General features: G+C 69.1%; 21 protein-coding genes and 3 pseudogenes. 14 read left to right on the top strand and 10 right to left on the bottom strand.

Annotated elements, in window-relative coordinates:
• The first annotated feature begins 213 nt into the window (after positions 1–213).
• Genes EDD92_RS46560 through EDD92_RS46550 form a run of 3 tightly spaced genes read left to right on the top strand, consistent with a single transcriptional unit; the run spans position 214 to position 3,972 of the window.
• Positions 214–1,494 (top strand): FAD-binding oxidoreductase, encoded by a 1,281-nt coding sequence (locus EDD92_RS46560; protein WP_123969922.1) that lies wholly within the window; start codon positions 214–216, stop codon positions 1,492–1,494.
• A 41-nt stretch (positions 1,495–1,535) separates the two neighbouring features.
• Complete coding sequence (locus tag EDD92_RS46555; RefSeq protein WP_123969921.1) at positions 1,536–2,987, top strand: NAD-dependent succinate-semialdehyde dehydrogenase; 1,452 nt, start codon at positions 1,536–1,538, stop codon at positions 2,985–2,987.
• Between the two features lies 1 nt (position 2,988).
• A complete protein-coding gene (locus EDD92_RS46550; protein ID WP_123969920.1) occupies positions 2,989–3,972 on the top strand; it encodes a D-2-hydroxyacid dehydrogenase in 984 nt (327 codons plus the stop codon).
• A 219-nt stretch (positions 3,973–4,191) separates the two neighbouring features.
• Here the strand turns inward: EDD92_RS46550 and EDD92_RS46545 are convergent, their stop codons facing one another.
• Complete coding sequence (locus EDD92_RS46545; RefSeq protein WP_123969919.1) at positions 4,192–5,169, bottom strand: sigma-70 family RNA polymerase sigma factor; 978 nt, start codon at positions 5,167–5,169, stop codon at positions 4,192–4,194.
• Between the two features lie 104 nt (positions 5,170–5,273).
• Here EDD92_RS46545 and EDD92_RS46540 point away from each other — a divergent pair, with 104 nt between their 5' ends.
• A complete protein-coding gene (locus EDD92_RS46540) occupies positions 5,274–5,996 on the top strand; it encodes an SDR family NAD(P)-dependent oxidoreductase (protein WP_123969918.1) in 723 nt (240 codons plus the stop codon).
• A complete protein-coding gene (locus EDD92_RS46535) occupies positions 5,986–6,756 on the top strand; it encodes an isocitrate lyase/phosphoenolpyruvate mutase family protein (protein WP_123969917.1) in 771 nt (256 codons plus the stop codon). The genes EDD92_RS46540 and EDD92_RS46535 overlap by 11 nt, the downstream gene beginning before the upstream one ends.
• Here EDD92_RS46535 and EDD92_RS51800 read toward each other — a convergent pair.
• Positions 6,738–6,974, bottom strand: a complete 237-nt coding sequence (locus EDD92_RS51800) for a hypothetical protein (RefSeq protein ID WP_260327216.1) — start codon at positions 6,972–6,974, stop codon at positions 6,738–6,740. The genes EDD92_RS46535 and EDD92_RS51800 overlap by 19 nt on opposite strands.
• A gap of 161 nt (positions 6,975–7,135) precedes the next feature.
• Between EDD92_RS51800 and EDD92_RS46525 the strand changes: the two genes are divergently transcribed.
• Positions 7,136–7,543 (top strand): terpene synthase family protein, encoded by a 408-nt coding sequence (locus tag EDD92_RS46525; protein WP_123969916.1) that lies wholly within the window; start codon positions 7,136–7,138, stop codon positions 7,541–7,543.
• A 403-nt stretch (positions 7,544–7,946) separates the two neighbouring features.
• Here the strand turns inward: EDD92_RS46525 and EDD92_RS46520 are convergent, their stop codons facing one another.
• Entirely contained in the window at positions 7,947–8,846 is a 900-nt protein-coding gene (locus tag EDD92_RS46520) for a LysR family transcriptional regulator (RefSeq protein ID WP_123969915.1), read from the bottom strand.
• A 137-nt stretch (positions 8,847–8,983) separates the two neighbouring features.
• Between EDD92_RS46520 and EDD92_RS46515 the strand changes: the two genes are divergently transcribed.
• Positions 8,984–9,817: an inositol monophosphatase family protein gene (locus tag EDD92_RS46515; RefSeq protein WP_123969914.1), complete on the top strand. Its 834-nt coding sequence runs from the start codon at positions 8,984–8,986 to the stop codon at positions 9,815–9,817.
• A gap of 38 nt (positions 9,818–9,855) precedes the next feature.
• Complete coding sequence (locus EDD92_RS46510; RefSeq protein WP_123969913.1) at positions 9,856–10,452, top strand: NADPH-dependent F420 reductase; 597 nt, start codon at positions 9,856–9,858, stop codon at positions 10,450–10,452.
• Positions 10,453–10,535: 83 nt separating this feature from the next.
• Here EDD92_RS46510 and EDD92_RS46505 read toward each other — a convergent pair whose 3' ends face one another.
• Positions 10,536–10,985 (bottom strand): hypothetical protein, encoded by a 450-nt coding sequence (locus EDD92_RS46505; protein ID WP_123969912.1) that lies wholly within the window; start codon positions 10,983–10,985, stop codon positions 10,536–10,538.
• A 44-nt stretch (positions 10,986–11,029) separates the two neighbouring features.
• Between EDD92_RS46505 and EDD92_RS46500 the strand changes: the two genes are divergently transcribed.
• The gene (locus EDD92_RS46500; protein ID WP_123969911.1) at positions 11,030–11,212 is read left to right on the top strand and encodes a hypothetical protein; all 183 of its coding nucleotides are present in this window, start codon (positions 11,030–11,032) and stop codon (positions 11,210–11,212) included.
• 714 nt (positions 11,213–11,926) lie between these two features.
• Positions 11,927–12,604: an alpha/beta fold hydrolase gene (locus EDD92_RS46495; RefSeq protein ID WP_260327215.1), complete on the top strand. Its 678-nt coding sequence runs from the start codon at positions 11,927–11,929 to the stop codon at positions 12,602–12,604.
• Between the two features lie 31 nt (positions 12,605–12,635).
• On the opposite strand, the pseudogene EDD92_RS51795 reads toward EDD92_RS46495, so the two are convergent.
• Positions 12,636–13,492: pseudogene (locus EDD92_RS51795) on the bottom strand (Tn3 family transposase); the annotation flags it as partial.
• A 446-nt stretch (positions 13,493–13,938) separates the two neighbouring features.
• Between EDD92_RS51795 and EDD92_RS46485 the strand changes: the two are divergent.
• Together EDD92_RS46485 and EDD92_RS51785 are read left to right on the top strand one after the other, a co-directional pair.
• On the top strand, positions 13,939–14,616 hold the full coding sequence (locus EDD92_RS46485) for a metallophosphoesterase (protein ID WP_311736806.1): 678 nt from the start codon (positions 13,939–13,941) through the stop codon (positions 14,614–14,616).
• Positions 14,617–15,005: 389 nt separating this feature from the next.
• Positions 15,006–15,200: pseudogene (locus tag EDD92_RS51785) on the top strand (IS5/IS1182 family transposase); the annotation flags it as partial.
• Between the two features lie 79 nt (positions 15,201–15,279).
• Here EDD92_RS51785 and EDD92_RS46475 read toward each other — a convergent pair.
• Both EDD92_RS46475 and EDD92_RS46470 read right to left on the bottom strand, forming a co-directional pair.
• A complete protein-coding gene (locus EDD92_RS46475) occupies positions 15,280–16,026 on the bottom strand; it encodes a phosphotransferase family protein (RefSeq protein WP_123969910.1) in 747 nt (248 codons plus the stop codon).
• 255 nt (positions 16,027–16,281) lie between these two features.
• Positions 16,282–17,127 carry an SDR family NAD(P)-dependent oxidoreductase gene (locus EDD92_RS46470; protein ID WP_123969909.1) on the bottom strand — a complete coding sequence of 282 codons (846 nt, stop codon included), beginning with the start codon at positions 17,125–17,127 and terminating at the stop codon, positions 16,282–16,284.
• A 132-nt stretch (positions 17,128–17,259) separates the two neighbouring features.
• Here EDD92_RS46470 and EDD92_RS46465 point away from each other — a divergent pair, with 132 nt between their 5' ends.
• Together EDD92_RS46465 and EDD92_RS46460 are read left to right on the top strand one after the other, a co-directional pair.
• Positions 17,260–17,850 (top strand): TetR/AcrR family transcriptional regulator, encoded by a 591-nt coding sequence (locus EDD92_RS46465; RefSeq protein WP_123969908.1) that lies wholly within the window; start codon positions 17,260–17,262, stop codon positions 17,848–17,850.
• A gap of 943 nt (positions 17,851–18,793) precedes the next feature.
• Positions 18,794–19,240 carry a hypothetical protein gene (locus EDD92_RS46460; RefSeq protein WP_123969907.1) on the top strand — a complete coding sequence of 149 codons (447 nt, stop codon included), beginning with the start codon at positions 18,794–18,796 and terminating at the stop codon, positions 19,238–19,240.
• Between the two features lie 169 nt (positions 19,241–19,409).
• On the opposite strand, the gene EDD92_RS46455 is transcribed toward EDD92_RS46460, so the two are convergent.
• From EDD92_RS46455 to EDD92_RS46445, 3 genes and pseudogenes are all read right to left on the bottom strand, one after another.
• The gene (locus tag EDD92_RS46455; protein WP_123969906.1) at positions 19,410–19,850 is read right to left on the bottom strand and encodes a VOC family protein; all 441 of its coding nucleotides are present in this window, start codon (positions 19,848–19,850) and stop codon (positions 19,410–19,412) included.
• 242 nt (positions 19,851–20,092) lie between these two features.
• Positions 20,093–20,203, bottom strand: a pseudogene (locus EDD92_RS46450) (IS5/IS1182 family transposase); the annotation flags it as partial.
• A gap of 238 nt (positions 20,204–20,441) precedes the next feature.
• Complete coding sequence (locus EDD92_RS46445; RefSeq protein ID WP_399185249.1) at positions 20,442–21,596, bottom strand: AI-2E family transporter; 1,155 nt, start codon at positions 21,594–21,596, stop codon at positions 20,442–20,444.
• Between the last annotated feature and the right edge of the window lie 164 nt (positions 21,597–21,760).

Genomic DNA, 21,760 nt, shown 5'->3' with positions numbered 1-21,760 from the left:
GCGGCTGGGACACGCGGTAGCGGCTCCGGCAGCGAGTCCGTAGAAGACGCCGGCCGACTGCGGCTGACGTGACTTCCGCACCCTGCCGTCCCGGTCTTCAACGCCCTCCAGTTCGACGTCGATCCGACCCTCACAGCGCTGACAGCGCCGTCGGCCGGGCCCCCGGTGGCGCCCGGCCGCCCCCACTTCGAAACTCCCCGCTAAGGACCCGACATGAAGACGATTCCCTACTGGATAGAAACCGCTGGGGCGTTTCCCGACCGGTCCGGCAAGCCGCTGACCGAGGACACCGACGTGGTGGTCGTCGGCGCCGGCCTGACGGGTCTGTCCACCGCCCTGCACTCCGCCCGCAAGGGCGCCCGCGTCACCCTCGTCGAGAAGGGCCAGATCGGCTCCGGTGCCTCCGCCCGCAACGGCGGCATGGCGAACCTGGGCTTCACCATCGGCGTGGGCCAGGCCATCCGCCGGTACGGACTCGACCGGGCCCGCGAGATCTACAACTCCTACGGCGACGCGGTGGACACGGTCGAGCGGCTCGTGAACGAGGAGTCCATCGACTGCCAGTTCCGTCGCGTCGGACGCCTGGGCGTCGCGTCCCGCCCCGCCCACTTCGAGAGCAAGAAAGCCCAACAGCGCGACCTGGCCAAGTACTTCGGGCACGAGACCACTCTGATCGGCAAGTCCGAGCTGCGTTCCGAGATCGGCTCCGACGCCTACCACGGCGGCCTGCTCGACCCGTTCAGCGCCGCACTGCACGTCGGCCGCTTCGTGCGCGGTATGGCCCAGGCGTGCGAGCGCACCGGTGTGGAGATCCACGAGCGCAACGCGGCCATCGGCGTGCGGCGTACCGCCGCCGGCCGGTTCGAGGTCAGCACCGAGCGCGGTGTCATCCGTGCCGGGCAGGTCATGATGGCCACCGACGCCTACACCGACAAGAACTTCCCGTGGCTGCGCCGCCAGCAGGTCTGCGTGGGCAGCTTCATCATCGTCACCGAGCCGCTCGGCGAGGAGCTCGCCCGGGACATCATCCCCAAGGCCCGCCTCATCGTCGACTCCAACAAGGTCTGCCACTACTTCCGGCTCACCCCGGACAACCGGCTGCTGTTCGGCGGTCGCGCCCGCTTCGCTCCGTCCGACCCCACCTCGGACAAGAAGAGCGGGGCCGTCCTGTTCCGTGAGATGTGCGGGATCTTCCCCCAGCTCTCCCGCACCAAGATCGAGTACGTGTGGGGCGGCTCCGTCGGCTTCGCCATGGACCGCATCGTGCACGCCGGGCAGACCGAGGACGGCGTCTTCTACTCCATGGGATACGCCGGCCACGGCGTGCAGATGGCCACCCACATGGGGCAGGTCATGGCCGAGGTGATGGACGGCCACCCCGAGGTCAGCCCCGTCCGCGACATCGCACCGCCCCGCATCCCCCTCTACAACGGCACTGCCTGGTTCCTGCCCTTCGCGGGCGCCTACTACAAGACGCTGGACCGCATCCGCTGACCGGTCGGCAGCCCTTCTACACGTCAAAGGAGATACCCACGATGACTGTCGTCCGTGATGTTCCCAAGCAGCTGTTCATCGGTGGTGGCTGGCAGGACGCGGAGTCCGGCCGGACCCTGTCCGTCGACAACCCGGCCACCGGCGAGGAACTGTGCCAGGTGGCCGACGCCTCACCCGCCGACGGCCGGCGTGCCGTCGAGGCAGCGGTCGCCGCGCAGGCCGCCTGGGCCGCCACCGCGCCCCGGGTGCGCAGCGAGATCCTGCGCCGCGCCTACGACATCATCATCGCGCGCACCGAGGACCTCGCGCTGCTGATGACCCTGGAGATGGGCAAGCCCCTGGCCGAGGCGCGTGCCGAAGTCGCCTACGCGGCCGAGTTCTTCCGCTGGTTCTCCGAGGAAGCCGTCCGTATCGACGGCGGGTTGATGACCGCCCCCGACGGCAGGAACCGCCTGCTGGTCACTCGTCAGCCCGTCGGCCCCTGCCTGCTCATCACCCCCTGGAACTTCCCCCTGGCGATGGGCACCCGCAAGATCGGCCCCGCCATCGCCGCCAGCTGCACCATCGTCCTCAAACCCGCCCCTCAGACCCCGCTGGCCAGCCTCGCCCTTGCGGAGATCCTCACTGAAGCGGGTCTGCCGGCCGGTGTGCTGAACATCGTCACCACCTCCGACGCCGCCGGCGTCGTCGAACCCCTCCTGCGTGGCGGGCAGATCCGCAAGCTCTCCTTCACCGGCTCCACCCAGGTCGGCCGGATCCTGCTGGCCCAGTGCGCCGACACTGTCATCCGCACCTCCATGGAACTGGGCGGCAACGCCCCCCTCATCGTCTTCGACGACGCCGACCTCGACGAGGCCGTCGAGGGCACCATGGTCGCCAAGATGCGCAACATGGGCGAATCCTGCTGCGCCGCCAACCGCATCTTCGTCCACACCTCCGTCGCCGAGGAGTTCGCCTCCCGCCTCGCCGCCCGCATGGCCGCCCTCACCGTCGGCCCCGGCACCGAACCCGGCACCGACGTCGGCCCCCTCATCGACAACGCCGGCCGCAGCAAGGCCCACGACCTGGTGCGGGACGCCGTCAAGCGCGGTGCCACCGTACTGACCGGCGGTGAACTCCCCGAAGGACCTGGCTGCTTCTACCCACCCACCGTCCTCACCGGCATCGCCCCCGACTCCGCGATCATCGACACCGAGATCTTCGGCCCCGTCGCCGCGATCCGTACCTTCGAGACCGAGGACGAGGCCGTCGCCTCCGCCAACGACACCGAATTCGGTCTGGCCGCCTACCTGTTCACCCAGAACCTCGACCGTGCTCTGCGTGTCGCCGAACGCCTCGAAAGCGGCATGATCGGCATCAACACCGGACTGGTCTCCAACCCCGCCGCGCCCTTCGGCGGCGTCAAGCAGTCCGGCCTGGGCCGCGAAGGCGGACGCGTCGGCATCGACGAGTTCCTGGAGTACAAGTACCTGGCCGTCCCCGTCGGAGCCTGACATGCGCGACCGACTCGTCGTCCTCTACCGCGGCAACCGGCCCCCCGCCACCGCACTCATCGAACGCCTCGCGGACACCGTCTACGCCACCGAGGAGGAACTGCCCTACCTCCTCCCCGGCGCCGACGTCCTCCTGGCCTGGGTGAACATCACCCCGGCCATCCGCGAGGCGTGGCCCGATGATCCGCATAAAGCGCCCCGCTGGGTCCACGCGTCCTCCGCGGGCGTCGACTCCTTCCTGTTCCCCGCCCTGGTGGACGATCCGCACGTCGTCCTGACCAACGCCCGCGGGGTCTATGAGCAGCCGACCGCCGAGTACGTCCTGGGCCTGATCCTTGCCCTCGCCAAGGACTTCCCCGGCACGTGGGAGCACCAGCGGCGCCGCGAGTGGCGTCCGCGCCCCAGTGACGGCATCACCGGACGCACCGTGCTGGTCTGGGGGACGGGGCCGATCGGCCGGGCCATCGCCCGGCTGTTGCGCGCCGTCGGGATGCGGGTAAGCGGTGCGGGCCGCGCATCCCGCACGGACGACCCGGACTTCGGCACGGTTCACGGCGCAGCGACCCTGCGCCCCGCCCTGGCAGAAGCGGACTACGTCGTCCTGGCCGCCCCGCTCACCCAGGACACCCGAGGAATGGTCGACGCTCCCGTGCTCGCCGCTATGAAGCCGGGAGCGCGGCTGATCAACGTAGGCCGGGGCGGACTCGTCGACGAGGAGGCGCTGGTCGACCACCTCTTCGCCGGACGGCTCGCCGGCGCAGCCCTGGACGTGTTCGCCCAGGAACCGCTGCCTGCCGAATCACCCCTGTGGGACATGCCCGGCGTGGTGATCTCCCCGCACACGGCGGGCGAGACCACCGGCGAGCGGGAGGCGCTCGTCGAGCTGTTCCTCGACAACTTCACCCGGCACATCGAGGGCCGGCCGCTGCGCAACGTGGTGGACAAGCGGCGCGGATACGTGGTCGACGAGACGCACTCCGCCTGAAGGGCAGTAGCACGCGCCCCGGCGGTAACTCCTACCGGCCTGGGCGCGCACTGCTCGCCTCTCCCCCGTCCCAGTACGCTGCCCGTTGTCGCGGCCAATGTTGAGTGAGGGCTTCGTCGGCTGCTTGAGAGTCCCTGACCTGCGGCACCTTGGCTGGAGCCCAGCGACACTCCGCAACGGCAACGGTGTGGCGCCAAGGGAATGGCGCCGCGACGCCGGCTAGTCGAGTGTGCGGGGGATGCCGAAGTACGGCGCGACCGCCGTCTCGAACCGGGTGAATTCGCAGACCCGGTCGCCGGAGAGGCCGATCACCACGACGCCGGCGAGACGGAGGACGCCGGTGACCCGGTCACGCATGTACTCGCCCCAGGCGGGCTGGCCGTTCGCGCGTACGGGCACCAGCCGGTCGATCCGTCCCAGCAAGGTGCGGATCACGCTGAAGAAGCGGTGCACGGCCTCGCTCCCGCGGTACTCGAACGGCAGCGGTGGCATCCGCACCCAGATGTCGTCGGTCATCAGCGCGATGAGCGCGTCGACGTCCAGTTCGGTGAAAGCGGCGACGAACCGGTCCAGCAGCTCACGCTCATCCGGCCCGCCGGGTGCGGGCGGTGCCGTTTGCGGTGAGTTCATCCTGACGCGAGCGCGTTTGAGGGCGCTGGTGACGGCGTCCTCGGTGAGCCCTAGTAGCTCGGCGGTCTCGCCGGCGCGGTACCCGAGCACATCGCGTAGCAGCAGCACCGCGCGCTGGTTCGGCGGCAGCAGTTGCACGGCAGTGACGAATGCGAGCGAGATCGCCTCGCGGGATTCGTACCGGGCCTCGGGCCCGGGCGCCTGATCGGGGTGCTCCGCCAGCAGCACGTCGGGATACGGCTGTAGCCAGGTCACCTCGCCCAGGCGACTCGGCTCCGGCAGCGGTAGCGACTCGGGAACCGTGACCGGCTGACGGCTCGCCGAGCGCAGTTGGTTGAGGCACCGGTTGGTGGCGATGCGGTAGAGCCAGGTGCGCACCGACGACCGCCCCTCGAAGCCGTCGAGACCGAGCCAGGCCGACAGCAGGGTCTCTTGCAACGCGTCCTCGGCGTCCTGCAACGAACCGAGCATGCGATAGCAGTGCGCGCGTAGTTCGCCGCGGTGCGGCTCGACCAGGGCACTGAACGCGTCCCGGTCGCCGCTGCGGGCCCGATCGAGCAGTTCCATCCGACACCTCCGTCTGCATCCTCCCCTGTACTGACACCGGCGGCCGCCGGAACTGGTCGCTGTCGGAGCGCCCAGTTTTCGGCGGGGGCCGTGTCAGTAGTGGCATGACCATCACCGACAAGACGGTTCTCGTGACAGGCGCCAGCCGCGGCATCGGCCAGGCACTGGTGGAGGAAGCCCTGCGGCGCGGCGCAGGGCGCGTCTACGCCGCCGCACGCCGACCCGTGGCGTATCCGGACCCCAGGGTCACGCCCGTCACCCTCGACGTGACCGACGCGACGCAGGTGCAGGCAGCCGCCGAGAGCGTGACCGAGCTCGACGTACTGATCAACAACGCCGGGGTGGCGCTGATCGACGACCTGAGCGAGGTTTCCGCGCTCGAACAGCATCTCGCCGTCAACCTCTTCGGCACCTACGCCGTGACCCGGGCCTTCCAGCCGCTGCTGGTCCGCTCGCGGGGAGCGATCGTCAACGTGCTGTCGCTCGCGTCGCTCGCTACGGTGCCGATCACCCCGGCGTACGCGATTTCCAAGGCGGCTGCGTTCTCCCTGTCCCAGTCGCTGCGTGCCCTATTGGCACGGCAGGGCGTAGCCGTGCACGCCGTGCTGCCCGGGCCTGTGGACACGGACATGATCCGCGACTGGGACATCCCGAAGACCTCGCCGGCCGCCGTTGCGCGGGCCATCGTCGACGGCGTCGAGAACGGCGAGGACGAGATCTTCCCCGACCCGATGTCGGCGGCGCTGGCCGAGGGCTGGCGCAACGGCCCGGTCAAGGCGCTCGAACACCAGAACATGGCACTGCTGGGGAGTGACAATGCCGCTTGAGAACAAGGACTTGAAGGCGTATGCCGCGCAGCTGCGCGAACTGCATCATGCCGACGAGATGCTCGTGCTGCCGAACGCGTGGGACGCGGCCAGCGCCAAGATCATCACTGAGGCCGGGTTCCCCGCGATCGCCACCAGCAGCGCCGCGTTCGCGGCGATGCTCGGCTACCCGGACAGCGAAGCCGCACCGTGGCCGGAGATGTTCGCGCTGGCCGGCCGGATCGCCCGTGCGGTGGCGGTTCCCGTCACCGTGGACGCCGAGGCCGGATACGGCCTGCCGCCGCGGGAACTCGTTGACCGGCTGCTGGAAATCGGCGTGGCCGGCTGCAACCTGGAGGACACCGACCACCGCGCGGGCGGACTCGTCGACGCCGGTGCGCAGGCCGAGCGGCTGGCGGCCGTCCGATCCGCCGCGGAGGACGCCGGGATTCCGATCGTGATCAACGCCCGTGTCGACGTCTTCCTGCCGGCGTCCGGTGTGGCCGAGGACGACCGGGTCGCGGAGGCGATCCGCCGGGGCCGCCGCTACCTGGCGGCCGGGGCCGACTGCGTCTACCCGATCGGCGTCGGCGACGAGCGGGCCATCGCCATGCTGGTCGCCGAGCTGCCCGGGCCGGTCAACGGCAACACCAGGCCCGGAGTGCTGGGCCTGGCCAAGCTCCGCGAGCTGGGTGTGGCGAGGGTTTCCTACGGGCCGCGGTTCTACCGCCAGGCTCTGGCCGGTCTGGAGGCCGCGGTCCGTCAGGAACTGCCGGCGTGACCGCACATGGTCACGCCGCGCACCATGTCGTCGTGGTTGCGCGGCGTGACCCGCTGGGGGACTTCCACTGGGCGCTTGGAGACGCCCTCGCGTGTGCGGGGACCGCGGCTGAGCCAGCGCACCAGCCGCTCATCCTCCCCCGCGAGGTGCGCCTCCGCATCGTCCAGGCGTAGCGGGGACAGAGTGATGGTCCCGTCGGACGGCTTCACTTCATGCATCCGGCGATTCTTGACGCCTGAGCTGCGTTGCGCCATCGGATTCTGCGAGCCCGTCCAGGGCCACCAGAGCCCAGCAGCCCCCGGAAATCATCCAACTTCCGTGCCACGTTCGTACCACTGCCCCGGTCCACGGGACGCCCCGCCGAGTGGTGCAACTAGGAATGCGCGGGCGGCCGGCGACGGGCCTCGTCCTCCTGCGCCAGCCACCGGCCACCGCTTCCACCCCGGGCGCTGCACCGATCGTGATGGCGTTCGCCGATTGCCGGCACCGAGCGACCCACTGCACACCCCAGAAGTGGCGGCAGCGGGCGGTCGCCGACTGGGTGGAATACCTGGAAGGCAACCTGACCGAGGAGGCCGATCGCCGGGCCGGCACCCGCCCGGACACCGAGCAGCGCACGCACAACGCCAGGCGCTCGGTTGGCGCACGTCCGTGCTTCGATCTCGCCGAATGTGTCGGCCACTTCGAGATCCCGCCCCTGATCTGGCGCAGCACGTACATCGAATCCCTGCGCCGGCGCACCATTGACTCGGCCATTCTGATCAACGACTTTTGCGCTCGACTGTAGGCGGCCACCAAAGATCCCCCACGTACAGCCAGTTGGAATGTGATTCTCGGTGAGAGAGGCGGCGACTCGGCGAATCCCCGGGCGTGCATTTGTGACTGCGCTCAGAAGACGTGGTGTCCCCTCCTTCGACGGCGACCAGCGGTACGTGAGCGCCGAGAAGGGGGGCTTGGGACGGCGTTCGGGGGACGGTCACTGTCACCGTCCCCCGAACGGTTCCTCTTCGCGCTCCCCTGCATCACACGGCGTTCGCCTGCAACAGGGTCTGCAACGGCACTTGTCGCTGCCCGGCAGTACCCTCACCGCTCCGTTGGCTTCGACGGCTGTCCTGCTCCTGGCCACTTGGCGTCACCGTGGGTCAGGCCGCGTACTTCTGCTGGTGTACTAGAGATCTTTAAAGGTTGGGTTACGTCGGGGGCGCCAACGCGGTCCGCGCCAGATCGCGTAGCCAAACGTGTGCGGGGTCGGTGTCATAGCGCTGATGCCATGACAGGTACACCGCGGCCGGCGGCAGTTCGAACGGCAGTGGGAGCAGGGTCAGACCGAGAACCGCGGCCGCTGAACGCGTCGTCGATTCGGGGGCTGTGACGAGGAGGTCGGAGCCGCGCACGAACTCGAACGCGGCCCCTTCGGTGGGCGCGGTCGCCACTACCCGTCGGGTGAGGCCGAGCCGCGCGAGAGCGTCGTCGAGGGTGTTGCCGAGCCTTCCGCGCCGCGAGACGGTGATGTGCTCGGCCGCGGCGTACTGCGCGGCGGTGACAGCCTTGACTCGGGTGAGCGGGTGCCCTCGCCTCACGACGATGACGTGCTGGGTCTCAGCCACCTGTTCGGCGCGAATGTCGGGTGCGGTCGGGCGGTTCGCGTTCGCCTCCAGGTCGACCTCGCCGCGACGCAGCTCGGGGGTGTCGGTGCTCGATTCTGCGATGAAGCGCAACCGCACGCCCGGTGCCTGCTTGCGTACGGCCGCGAGAAGCGCGGGGCCGCTGAGGGCGACGAGTGAATCGTGCCAGCGGAGTGTGAAGGTGCGCTCGAGCGTCGTGAGGTCGAGTTCGCGGCTCGGTGCCAGCACGCCCTGGACCTGCTGCAGCAGCTCGTGCACCTGTTCCCGGACGGCGATCGCGTACGGCGTCGGGGTCATCGTGCGCCCGGTACGCACCAGGATCTGATCCCCCGTCGTGCGCCGGATCCGGCCGAGGCTTCGACTCATCGCGGGGGCGGTGACGTGCAGGCGCTCGGCAGCTCCGGCCACGCTGCCTTCCTCCAGGAGCGCATCGAGCGCGGCGAGCAGGTTCAAATCCAGTTGCATGAGACTCATCCTAGCCGTGCTTTACATGCACTTGCAGTTAATGAAGGGCCCTCCTACCTTCGAGATGCGGGCGCGAAGGAAACACGGTTTTCGCCTGGTCCGCCTCGTCATCCCCCTGCTCAGATGGGAGCACCGCCATGCCCGAGTCGATTCAGACCACCGGAATTGCTGCCACCGTCGGCTCCGCGTCCGATGCCGACCTGCTCGCGCAGACCGCGGTCGCCGTGCGCGCGGCGGGTTCGGCGCTGCGGGAGCGGTTCGGCGACGTGGTCCGCTACCAGAGCCGCGAAGAGCTGATGCGCGCGCTCGCCGCCAACGACGACGCGGCCCTCGACGTCCTGCGCCCCCGCCTCACCCTTCTGCGCCCGGACGCCCGCGTGGTGGAGGACGAACTCGCGGGCGGGGCCCTGCCCCCCGGCGAATGGTGGGTCCTGGACCCGGCCGAGGGCAACGTCAACCACCTGCACGCCCTGCCGGAGTGGGCGGTGACCGCCACGCTCGTGCGCGACAACCAGCCGGTACTCACCGTGGTTCACCTGCCGTTGACCGGTGAGACCTACACCGCGCTCGCCGGCGCCGGCGCCCACCTCGACGGCCGCCCGCTGCACGTGTCCCGGACAGCGGACCTCGGCCTGGGCCTCGTGGCCACGAGCCAGGCCAGGCCGGACGAGGACGAGAAGGTCGTGCGACGCATCGGCTCCTCGATCACCGCGATGCTCTTCGATGCGCTCGTGGTGCGGACATCCGTGCCCGCCACCCTGCACCTGCTGAACGTGGCCGCCGGCCGGATCGACGCCTTCTGGCAGTTCGCCGGGGCCCGCGCGGACCTGCTTCCCGGGGCGCTGCTCGTCGCCGAGGCCGGCGGGCGGATATCCGACGCCGAGGGCCGCCCCTGGACCCCACAGAGCGAGAGCTTCCTGGCTGCCGCGCCCGGCGTGCACACCGAAGCCGTCACCACGCTCTCCCGCTGACTGCCGAGAACCACAAGCACCGGAAGGACCACATCAACATGACCATGATCGCCGTTCTAGGAAACGGCCGCGTCGGCGGCAGTCTCGCCCTGGCCCTCACCCGGGCCGGGCACGAGGTGACCGTGGCGGACCGCTCACCAGGCTCTGCCGCCGACGCCGTCCGGACAGCGCGGATCGTCATCAACGCCACCCCGGGCGCCGGCTCGCTGGAGCGGCTCATCGCGCTGCGCGAGGAACTGCGGGGCAAGATTCTCGTAGACGTCTCCAACGCCACCGTCGACGGACCAGACGGACTACCGGCCGAGCTGCTCTACCCCGGCTCAAGCCTCGCGGAGCAACTTCAAGAAGCTCTCCCCGACACGCGCGTCGTCAAGACGCTCAACACGATGCTCTACACCGTGATGACCGCCCCCGCCGCTCTCACCCAGGCACCGACCGCCTTCCTCTCCGGCAAGGACCCGGAGGCCAAGAAGGTCGTACGCGGGCTTCTCGCCGACCTCAGCTGGCAGCAGGAGTGGATCACGGACCTCGGCGGGATCGAGACCGCCCGGGCCGCCGAGGCCGCGATCCTGTTCGTACCCCACGTGATCCGATCCAGCGGATTCGCGCCCTTCGCAATCTCGATCACCCGCTGAAAGCCCGACGCAACTCTTCCTGGGGATGACCGTACGACGTGGCGAGCCGGAGTACCCGAACGGCTGTCGGGGCGGTGGGTGTGTCAATTCAACGGCTCTGTCTCACATTCGGTGACGGAGCGTGCTGCTAGATCTTTAACTGAGGTTACGGCGGTTGGAGGTCGAGCCCGGTCTTGGCAATGAGGCCCTCGATGAGGCAGGGCGAGCTTCCACACGGCACCGGCCCTGACCTGCAGCTCCTGCGGCCGGCCAGTCGCCCGGTCCACCTGCGGCCGCGCACCCGCCAGCCCGATGATCGGCGTTCCCGTCGTCGCGGACGCCGCCGAGCTGTCCGAGTCCGTCGCCGCAGGCTCGTCCAGCGCCTGCAACACCCGCGCCAGCACCGAACGGCCCCAGTGCTCACCGCCGTCCGGGATTGTTTTCGCGAGGTGCACAACCGGCACGAAGTCGATCATCAGATCCAGTCGGTTCAGCTCCGTACCGTCCGGCCGTATCCGGTACACGGCCCTGCCCATCGGCAGGCGATCCAGCATTTCGCCGTTCTTCAGGTCGTCCAGCAGCCACTCCGCCCGACGAGTTGTACTTCGCGACCTCCTCCGGCGGGATCACCGACAACAGCCCGGACTTCGGGGACTCGAAGCAGATGTCCCCCACCAGCGTCGCGTTCTTCGCCACCACCGCGATCTGCAGCCCCGGTGGCTTCGCCCACTCCCGCACACCTCCGCCGCCGTCCGCGGCTTTCCCCAGCCGCGACCGGTGAGTCCACAGCCACAGCGGCCTACGCTGCGCCGCGCGGGCATGATGGTGCCGCCCCCCCTCAGAGGCAGTCCGTCGCAGCCTTCAACCGCGCACGCCCACCGCCGCGCCGACAACTCATCGGACCAGATCAACTCCCGTATCTCGGCATTGGGTTGCTCATCGCTCATCACCGACGGGTCCGTGAAGTCCTCGACCATCCGCCGCTTGGCCCGCCCCCGGGTCACTGCGCGCCCTCCGAGAGCCGCCGCGCTCCCGACGCAACTGGTCCATCCGCGCACGGCGTTCCTCGTCCGACAACGCCGCCACGCCCGCGCCTTGGCCCCCGCCCTCTACCGCCCCAGCCGCCGGACCCTCGCCCACCGCCCGGCGTTCGATCTCGGCCGCGACCTGGATGTAGCGCCGCGAACCGTGCCACCGGCCCGGCACTCGGCTCCAGTTGACTTTCCGGACGCCCGTCATCGGAAGTTCACCCGCACCGGCTACCTCCCCCGTGGATGCAGCACGAGGCGCCGCACGTTGCGTACTCCCCAACAGGACGGCAAACCTCAGCCGTTGTCTTCGGTCACGTGGCACTGAGGGCCTGTTGAGCTTCGTTGCCAGAGCCGGCCGGTGCGTACGGATTCGCCTTTCGGTTCGCCCTCGCCAGCCCGAGCGTTGCCGAGGCGTGCGATCACCAGCTGTGCTCGTCCGGTTCTGCTTGACCTACGATGACGCGGTGAAGTTCGTGATGGTGCCGGGTGGCTGGCAAGGTGGATGGGTGTTCGACTCGGTGGCTGCCGAGCTGCACCGAGACGGTCACCACGTCGAGGCGGTGACCCTGTCGGGGTTGGAGTCGGACGGCCCAGTCGATGTGGACCGTCCGCCGAACCTCGACACCCATATTGACCAGGTAACCGAGATCATTGACCGTGGCGACGGAACGCCCGTCGCGCTCTGCGGGCACAGCTACGGCGGCATGGTGATCGCCGGTGTCGCGGATCGGCTCAGCGACCGGCTCGATCAGCTCGTCTTCATCGACGCCTACGTCCCCGACGACGGGGATTCGTGTTGGTCTTTGACCAGCGACAGCTTCCGGGAGCTGTTCATAGCTGGCGCCCGCGCCGACGGTCGATGGGTCGTAGTCCCCGAAGGACTCGACCCTCGCGCGCGACCGCACCCACTGCCGAGCTTCGTCCAGTCGATCAGGATCGGAGGCACCCTCAGCCGCGCGCTCGGCCGAACGTTCATCAGTGGTGGCGCGTGGCCGGGTAGCCCGTTCGTGACCCTGACCGAACGTTTGCGCAACGACTCAGCCTGGCGGGTTCACGAGATCCCCGTCGGCCACAACATCGCCCGCCGCGACCCACATAGCCTCGCGGCCGTTCTCGGCGCATTGCTGCCCGACTCCGCCTGACGCACGGTCGCTCACTGCTCTGTGTCGTCGTCCTCGTCGACTGGACGGTCGCCGGGTCGCGCAGGGGCCGCAGGCCCTCGCGCGGCGGGCGGGCAGCGAAGCAGTAGCAGCCCAGGCAGTCGAGGTTGGCGTGCTTGAGTGGGGAGACACGGGCGACGTCCTCGTCCAGGACGTCGTACTCCCGCTCCTCTGCGGGGAGAGCGCGCAGGTGCGCGACGGAGGCGTCGAGGCAGCGGGTCGTCCAAAGCACGGCGGCATTGAGGACCAGACGGAGCGCGCCGAGTTGGTCCTCCTGACCCGTCCGGTACTACTCCTGCATGATCTCTCCGCGCTTGCCGTGGCAGATGTCCCGAGCGAGCTTGTGACGCGACTCCTGGACGGTCAACTGCCGGTTCATCTGCCGCCGGTAGGTGTCGTCGACCGCGTCGACCACACGCAGCAGGTGCAGGGTCTTGGCGATCCGCCCGCACTCGGCGGACGCGTGGCCCAGCGGGGTCGGCCGCCCCTCCCGGCCGAACATCCGCAGCAGGTCGTAGGCGCGGGGCTGCCCGGTCACCAGCGAGCCAATGAACCGCAGCATGTCCGGCCAGTGCGTGGTGACCTTGTTCAGGTTCACCTTGTTGCGGGCCAGGTTCTCCAGCGGTCCGTAGTCGCAGTCTCCACACCGGGCATCTCCGCCCGCCAGAACCGCTGGTCGCCCAGGTCCTTGAAGTGCGGCGAGAAGTTGTAGCCCAGCATGGTGAACAGCCCGAACACCATGTCGGAGTAGGAGGCGTTGTCGGTGGCGACCATCTCCGGCTTCACCCCGGTGTCCAGGTTCAGCGGCGCGTCCAGGATGTGCAGGCAGTCGCGCGGGGTGCCCGGCACGACCATCTGTCCGATGCCGGCCTCGGTACTGGTGAGCTCGCCTATTCAGCTGTCGTGAGTTCCTGACGAACTTTTCCTCTGATGACAACCCTCTGTGACCGTCCCAGCGTCCTCACGGTTCAGCGCAGGAAGCCGCGCTCGTCGACGCTGCGAGTCGGTGGTGTGCCGAGGAAGACCTCGGGCGAGGCCAGCCCGTCGGAGATGTTGAACGTATCGAGTCGGTATGACCACGGCCCGACCCTGGTGCCGACGAACCGGTAGTTAATCTGCCATTGCAGCCACTGCCCGGGGGCGAGTCGGACCGCCGGAGGGCGGCGGTTGCGGTGCCATCGAAGATGGGTGCGGATCCTCTGAAGTGACGGTCCTGATCAGGCTGTGAGGCCGTCGTTGCACGGGTTCGCCTTGGGCAGCCACAGCAGTCCGTAAAGGCCCTGGCCTGGTGCGGTGGCAGAGGTTACTTTCAGGCGATGCGGATCTTGCATCTTTCTGACACTCATCTCGATCGGGCGGGCGGCCCGGACGAGGACGGGGCCGACGGCACTGAGGCACTGCGTCTTCTGCTGGACGAACTCCAATACCTGGACGACCTCGACGCGTTGGTGGTCACCGGTGATGTTGCGGACGACGGTTCCCGTGAGGCGTACACGCGGGCGGGGGAGCTCCTGTCCGACTACGCCGGTCGGCGAGGGGTGGAGGTCTTCTACACGACGGGCAACCACGACGATCGCACCACGTTCCGCGAGGTGCTCGGCAGTGGCCACAGACAGCCCGACGCCACGTACGAGGGGGCGGCAGGTGAACGGGCGGCGGTGAGCACCGTGGGTGGATGGCGGTTGATCACGCTGGACACGCTCGTTCCGGGCAAGGGCTACGGCCGCCTGGATGCCGGTCAGCTCGACTGGCTGCGCGAACTGCTGGCCGTCCCTGCGCCGTCGGGAACCGTCCTGGCGTTTCACCATCCGCCGGTTGCTCTGGACGTTGACGTTCAGCGGGCGTTGGGGCTGCAGAATCCTGCGGAGCTGGCCGAGACGATTCGCGGGAGTGACGTCCAGCTCATTTTGTGCGGACACTTCCACCTGCAGATTTCTGGCGCGTCTGGAGCAAGCGACGGTCTGGGTCACCCCGGGAGTCGTCAGCCGTATTGACCTGACGGCCCGACCGGGTACCGAGCGTGCAGTCCACGGTCCTTCAGCCTCTCTGGTTCGCCTGGGGGCACCCTACGGGCCGCTGATCCACACCCTGCACGCCCTGGATCCGCGCTCGGGCGAGACGATCTACGAGGCCGATGAGGCGGAGATGCGCGAGGTCATCCAAAGGCTCGGTCCCCCGAAGCGGGCCTGAACCTGCGGGCTGATCATGACAAGACGCCAGCTGTGGTGTGGCGCCGCCGTTGTCGGGGACGTCCAGCGCCATGGAGCGTGCCCCGGCTGCGTAGTGCCGCCGTCCTGGTCTGGCAGGGTGGCCCGCTCGTACTGCTCCCGCTGGGTGTCGGTTACCTGCGGCAGCAGACGCTGCGACTGCATCGTGATCGCACCTCGCCCGGCACGGCACCAGGCACGGCTCCGGCCTTGGCGTCAACCGCTGGGTCGTGGAAGGAGCGATCGCGCTGCTGCACTGGTTCCGCCGCCTGCGCATCCGTTGAGAGATCCGCGACGACATTCATCACGCGTTCGTCGGCCTCGGCTGCGCCGTCATCTGCCGGCGACGACTGCGCACCGCACTCTGTTGAAATAAGGGCAGGCGATGCGCCCCAGGGGACGGCCTGCTCGATACGTCAGAACGCATACGTAGCGGTCCGGCCCGCGGCCTCACATCCGGGATCTCAGCACGTCGACCTCACAGCCCGGCGCGAAGGGGTCGAAGCCGTGCTCGATCAGCCAGCGAACTATCAGCAGGCTTCGCAACGACCACCATGCGTGGATCACGTCGAGGTCGACGTCGGTGCCATAGCCGGCGATGACGTCGTCGAGGTGCTCCTCATGTCCGAGCGTGAAGGTGGCGAGGTCGTACAGGGCATCACCCTGGCCCGCCTCGGACCAGTCGATGATGCCCGTGACTTCGTCGCCGTCGACGAAGACGTGCGCGATCTGCAGGTCGCCGTGCGTGAACGCCGGAGTCCACGGCCGGAGCGCGGCCTCGGCGACCTGGCGGTTGCGGGTGACCAGGTCGGCGGGCAGGACGCCGTTCGTCACGAGCAACTCACACTCGTCGTCGAGTTCCGCCGACAGCGCGGCGATGCTCCGCCCGGCCTGGCCCGGCCGGGACGGCAGCGGCGCGTCGTGCAGCTTCCGGATGGCGGCGCCCGCCGCGGCCCACGCCGCCGGCGACCCGGTGGACGGTCCGCCGAGGCGCCCAAGCGTCGCCCCCGGGAGTGCGGCGATCGCGAGCACGGGCGGCTTGCGCCACAGGACCTCCGGTGTCGGGACCGGCGCGAGGGACATCGCCTCGACCTCGACGTCGATGCGCGCCTGATCGGCGTCCACCTTCAGGAACACGTCGCCGACGCGCAGAGTCGCGCGCTCGGAATGGGCGACGACGACTTTGACCTCATCCATGGGCGACCAGTATCCCGGGGATAATCGCCGAGGTAGTGGCTTATCGCGTGCGACTGCGCGGCTGACCGCGTCCCCCTACCCGGCGACCTCGTGCACGACATCTACCTCTGACCAGGTCCCAACACTTTTGTTGCTGACCTTTCCGTTGAGTTGTCGTGTCGAGTGAGCGTGAGGCCGGTTTCGGAGAGGCATCCGTCGATGAGTCGGGCGTGCCATTCGGCAGTGCACGCACCACCGGGACGCGGGGACGGGCGGTCAGCGCACCCAGTCACCCGTGAGGGTCTGGACGGCGGAGCCGTCGAGGTCGGCGAGGGTGGTGGCGACGAAGTCGCGGGCCCACTGCGAGGTCTGGATACGGAAGGGCGGACGGGCGGCGGTCAGGGCGTCGACGATCGGGGCGGCTGCCTCGGCCGGAGTCTGGGCGTTGGCGAACGACTGCCGGGTACGGGTGAGGTAGGCCTCGAGCGCCGGGCCGTAGGGCCCAGCGGCAGCGAGCAGCGTCGAAACGTCCAGGCCGAGATTTGCGACGAACTCGCTCGCCACCGCGCCCGGCTCGACCACGGTGACATCGACGCCGACAGTGGCGGCGACCGGCGCGAGGGACTGCATGAAGCCCTCGACGGCGAACTTGGCCGCGCAGTACGCCTCGTTGAAGGGCTGGCCGACGACGCCCCCGACGCTGGTGACCGTGATCACCCGGCCCTTCGACGCACGCAGGTGCGGCAGGGCGGCTCGGGTCACCGCCACCACGCCGAAGAAGTTGACCTCCATGGCCGCGCGGACGTCGTCGACGCTGCTCTGCTCGATGGTGCCGACCTGGGCGGCACCGGCGTTGTTGACCAGCGCGTCCAGGCGCCCGTGCTCGGCGACGACCTCGTCCAGGCAGGCGGTGATGCCGGCGGAGTCGGTCACATCCAGGCGCTTGATCTGGATCCGGTCCGCGACACCCGCCTCGGCGGCGGCTTTGAGCAGGGCCTCGGCCTTGCCGGTGTCACGCATGGTGGCGACGGTAGCCCAGCCCGCCCGGGCGGCGCCGACGGCTGCGGCCAGGCCGATGCCGGAGGACGTACCGGTGATCAGAACCGTCTTCGGGGAGGTCATGAGGGTCTTCCTTGCCTAGGGATCACAGCGGGCCGATACCCGTAACCGGGGAGTTCCCCAGTTACCTGCAACCGTAAGCGGGGAACTCCCCGGTTGTCCAGCTAGACTGATCCCAAGACGAAGGGAACAGCCTTGACCACCAAGCCGAGCGTGTTGCGCGCCGATGCCCGCCGCAACCGGGAGCGCATCCTCGAAGCGGCCGTGCGCGCCTTCTCCGAGAAGGGCCCGGACGTCCCGATCGACACCATCGCCAAGGCCGCGGGCGTCGGCTCGGCCACGCTCTACCGCCACTTCCCCACACGCGAGGCACTCATCGAGGCGGCCTACCGCAACGAGCTGGCCCGTGTCTGCGACAGCGCAGCGAAGCTGCTCGCCGACAACCCGCCCGACCGGGCGATCCGCCTGTGGATGGACGACTTCATCGACTACCTGGCCGCCAAGCAGGGCATGGCGGACGCCCTGCGGGCCGCCGTCGCATCCGGTGCGGACCCCTTCGCCGAGACCCTCGACAAGCTCGGCACCGCGCTCGGCACCCTGCTGCACGCCGGCGCCGACGCCGGTCTCCTGCGCCCGGACACCGACCCCTTCGATGTCGGCTTCAGCCTGGCCGGCATCGCGCTGATCACCAGCGCTCCCGAACAACGCGAACGGGCCGGCCGCCTCCTCGACCTGCTCCTCGACGGCCTCCGCTACGGAGCAGACGGGCCAGCAGCCAGCTCATGACCCGGCTCCGGCCGCGGTCACCACCCGCACCATTGCGCACCATCTCCGCACCGCTGCCCTGCCCCTGGCCAGGCCTGACTGAACGCTGAACGTCTCGACCTCACCGCAGCCGCCCCCTCGACGGTCGCCGAGCTGTGTGCGGTGGTGAGGGCGCGTTGTGCGTTGGTGAGAGCGTCGTGGAGGCAACGGTGCTGGCACAGGCAGACGTTCGGGCATGAGGCTAGGGAGATTGCCGCAAACGGGTGGCCGGTGGCAGGGGCCCGGTAGCTCCGAAGACCGTCATGCCCCGCAGCTGATCCGCCCGAGTTCCGCCGCCGTGTTCGATCTCCGGCCGCAAGGGCGCCAAGCTGGCAAAGCTCCTCGGCATCAGCGACGAGACCATCGACGCCTGGCACCGCCAGCACCTGATCCCACCGGCCCGATACCCGGCACGCCCACTCACGAGCAGGCCGAACTGGCCGCCGCCCGCAGCGGATCGCGGAACTGGAGGCCGAGTTGGCCATCTACCCCCGGGCAGCCGAGCTGTCGAGCTGTCTCGAGCGAGGAGACAGCCTCAAAGTGCTGGGACCTCCACAACGGCGCCTCTCGCACGTACGGCAATGACTGCACCAGCACCAGCTTCATCTCGCAGGCGATGCTGGAGGGCGGATGGGGTCCCAAGGGCGGGGTCGTCATTCAGCGGACCAGTAACAAGTACTGGTTCTACGGGCCGGTTCTACGGGCCGGCGAAGGCCACCACCAGCTACACCTGGGCCGCCTCCGAGAACTGGTAGTACCGGGGCACGCCCTACCTGACGTACCACATCGGCGACACCCGCAACAAAAGCCTGAACAAGCTTCTCTCTGACCTCCGCGCACCTGGTGCTACACACACCGCACCTGACAGGCTGCCGACCCCCTCACTGGAACAACCAAGGAGTGCGCTGTGGAACGTCGACGACTCGTGGCTGTGCTGGCCGCTCTGGCCGTCGCATCCGGCTGCTCGTCCCCTGACGACAAGGCCGCGCCCTCCAGCCCGTCGAGCTCGGCATCCGCCGATGGGGCGCGCGAGGCCGTCGAAGCCTATGTGACCGCACTGAACTCCCTCAGTGTCACCGACCTGATTGCCGTCGGTGGTGTCAAGGACGCGAAGTGGTCGAGGCAGGAGGCAACGCAGATCCTCGCGGACCGGGGCGGGCGGGGGTTGAAGATCAAGGGCGTGCAGATAGAGCACGACATGGGTCCGGACACTGGCTCGGCCCGCCTCGTGGCCGAGGACAAGGCGGGTAAGCCGTTGGAGGACACCTTCACCGTGACGCGGCAGAAGGGCAGCTGGCACCTCGTGTTCTTCACACACCAGCCGACCGAGCCGGGCAAGGAACCCGCCTCAACCGACAAACCTGGTTCCTGACGAGCTCGTTGGGGCGGCGTGTGCCGGGCACTCGGGGCACGCCGCCTGCTGCCGTTTGGTTCCGCCGGTGACGAGAGGCGGGCCACGTCACGGGCCAGCAGCTCCGGGCTGATCGGGCGGTTCAGAACCGCGACGACCTCGTTCGACTGCATGGATCGGGACCCTCTTTTCAGCGCAATTGCTCGGCCAGTCCGACGAAGATGCCCTCCGGGCCGCGGAGGTAGCAGAGCAGATAGCTGTCCTCGAACCGGGCGATCTCGCCGACGAGTTCCGCGCCGTGAGGCCGCAGGCGGGCAACGGTGTCCTCGATGTCGTCGACGGCGAACATGACGCGGTGCGTGCCCAGAATGTTGTGCGGCCGGTTGCGCGGCCCGGCGCTGATCACTGCTGGGCTACGGTACTTCGCCAGCTCGAGGCGGCTATGACCGTCCGGGGTCCGGAGCATTGCGATGTCACAGCGGACGCCGTCGAGTCCGGTGCACTGATCGGCGAAGAGGCCCTCGACCTGCGTCCTGCCCTCCAGCTCCATACCGAGTTCCACGAAGAACGCGATGGCGGCATCCATGTCCTCGACGACGATGCCGACATTGTCCATCCGCTGAATCGCCATGCTGGTTTCTCCTTCTTCCTCGTGCGGTCGGTGGTGGCCGCTGATAGCCCTGGGACGGAGCCGATGACACGTTCTCGACATCCGCAGACCGCCGAACTCCGAAAAATCTGGAGCGCGCCTCAGCACCGCTGCAGCAGACCCGCGAGCCAGGCGCCACCACCGAGGGTGAGTGCGGCGCAGGTGGCCGCTCCCACGAAGACAATCAGCCGCAGCATGCCGTCCCCTCCTTTCAATGAGCGCTTTCAGCGTTGCCTCTCCAGGGTGAGGACGGTCTCGTCGATGACGGTCATGCGGTTGGGGCTGATGCGGGATCTGCGGAAGATCTGCCAGGACTTCAGTCGCGCCATGCCCCTTATGCGCCCGCGCCCGGGCGACGCCCGCGAACACGCCGCCCCCAGGGGCGTGCCTGCCTGGTGGAGACCTGGGAGGAACTGGCCTGCGAGTGCTGTCTCGTGGAGAAGGCCAGGAGGCGGGCCCCGTCCCGGCCACTGTGGTGTGGAGGGCCTGCAGCGCCTACGGATCTCGTCGGACGCCCGTATCACGACAACGAAGCGCATCACGGGAAGCACCATGCTGATTCTCTGCGAACCCTCAGGCACCCACCCCTCTCCGCCCCGCCCAGGGACCGCGCAGTTCACCGCCCACCGCCCACGCCACCGACACCATCGGCACCGCCACGACCGCGCCGACCACCCCGGCCAGGACGCTTCCGGCGATCACCGAGAGGGCCACCACCACAGGGTGCAGCCGCACCGCCCAGCTCATCACCAGCGGATGCAGCACGTGGCCCTCGATCTGGCCGACGACGACGATCAGCGCCAGCACCACGATCGCGATGACCGGCCCGCGCGATGCCAGGGCCACCACCGTGGCCACCCCCAACGCAATCGGTGACCCCACCAGCGGGACGAACGCGGCAAAAAACTCCAGCAATGTCAGCGGCAGCGCCAACGGCACCCGCAGCACGAACAGAGCGGTGCCGACCAGCACCGCATTGGTGGCCGCCACAATCACGATGCCCCGCGTGTACCCGGCAAAGGTCCGCCACGCCGCACCACCCGCACGGCCGAACGGATCTCGCGCCCGCCGCGGCAGCCCTTCCTGGAACCAGGACCACATCCGGTCACCGGAATGGATGAAGAACACCGAACAAAACAGCGCAAGCACCGCCGCTGTCAGCACCTCAACCAGCCGCCCGGCCCCGCTCACCGCACCGCTGACCAGAGCCGAGCGGTGCCCGGAGACAAAGGAACCCACCTTGCCCTGAAGATCCGACATCACCGTCGGACTCACATGGAAGGGAGGCCCCTGCAGCCACCGCTCGATACGCCCCACGCCCCCGCCGAACTCCCGCCCCAGCCGGTTCCACTCGTTCGCCACCAGCTCACCCACCAGCGCCAGCAGCCCAAAGACCGCCATCAGGCTTCCCGCGACACTCACCACCACCGCCAGCGCCCTCGGCAGCCATCGCGCCAGCAGATCGGCGAGCGGACGCAGTACTGAGGTCACGACCAGGGCGAGGAACAGCGCCACAGCGACGAGCTGCAGACGCCCCAACATCACAAAACCTGCGTACGCGACCACTCCCAGCACCAGCAGCCGCCACGCATACGCCGCCCCCACCCTCAACCCCCGGGCCACCACCTCGCCCTCCCCCACCCCCCGCCCTGCCACCGCCGCCCTGCGCGCACGCGCCACCGGCCCCACCCCCCGTGCCGGCCGACTGCCCAGCACCACAGCCCGCAACCGTCCCCCGCCACGACCGCCACCCGGCTCCCCACCGGGATGTCTGCGCGACCGACGCACGGCACCACTCACCCGCCCATCACCACCTCACCTCACCGAAACCACGCCACTAGCTGTCCCCACAAGCGCCACCATCCCAACCACCACCCATCCCCCAGCCCAGC

It is taken from the genome of Streptomyces sp. TLI_185, assembly GCF_003814765.1.
Lineage (GTDB): Bacteria > Actinomycetota > Actinomycetes > Streptomycetales > Streptomycetaceae > Streptomyces.
The sequence above is the reverse complement of the archived record's forward strand: the minus strand, read 5'-3'. Positions and strand labels throughout refer to the sequence as shown.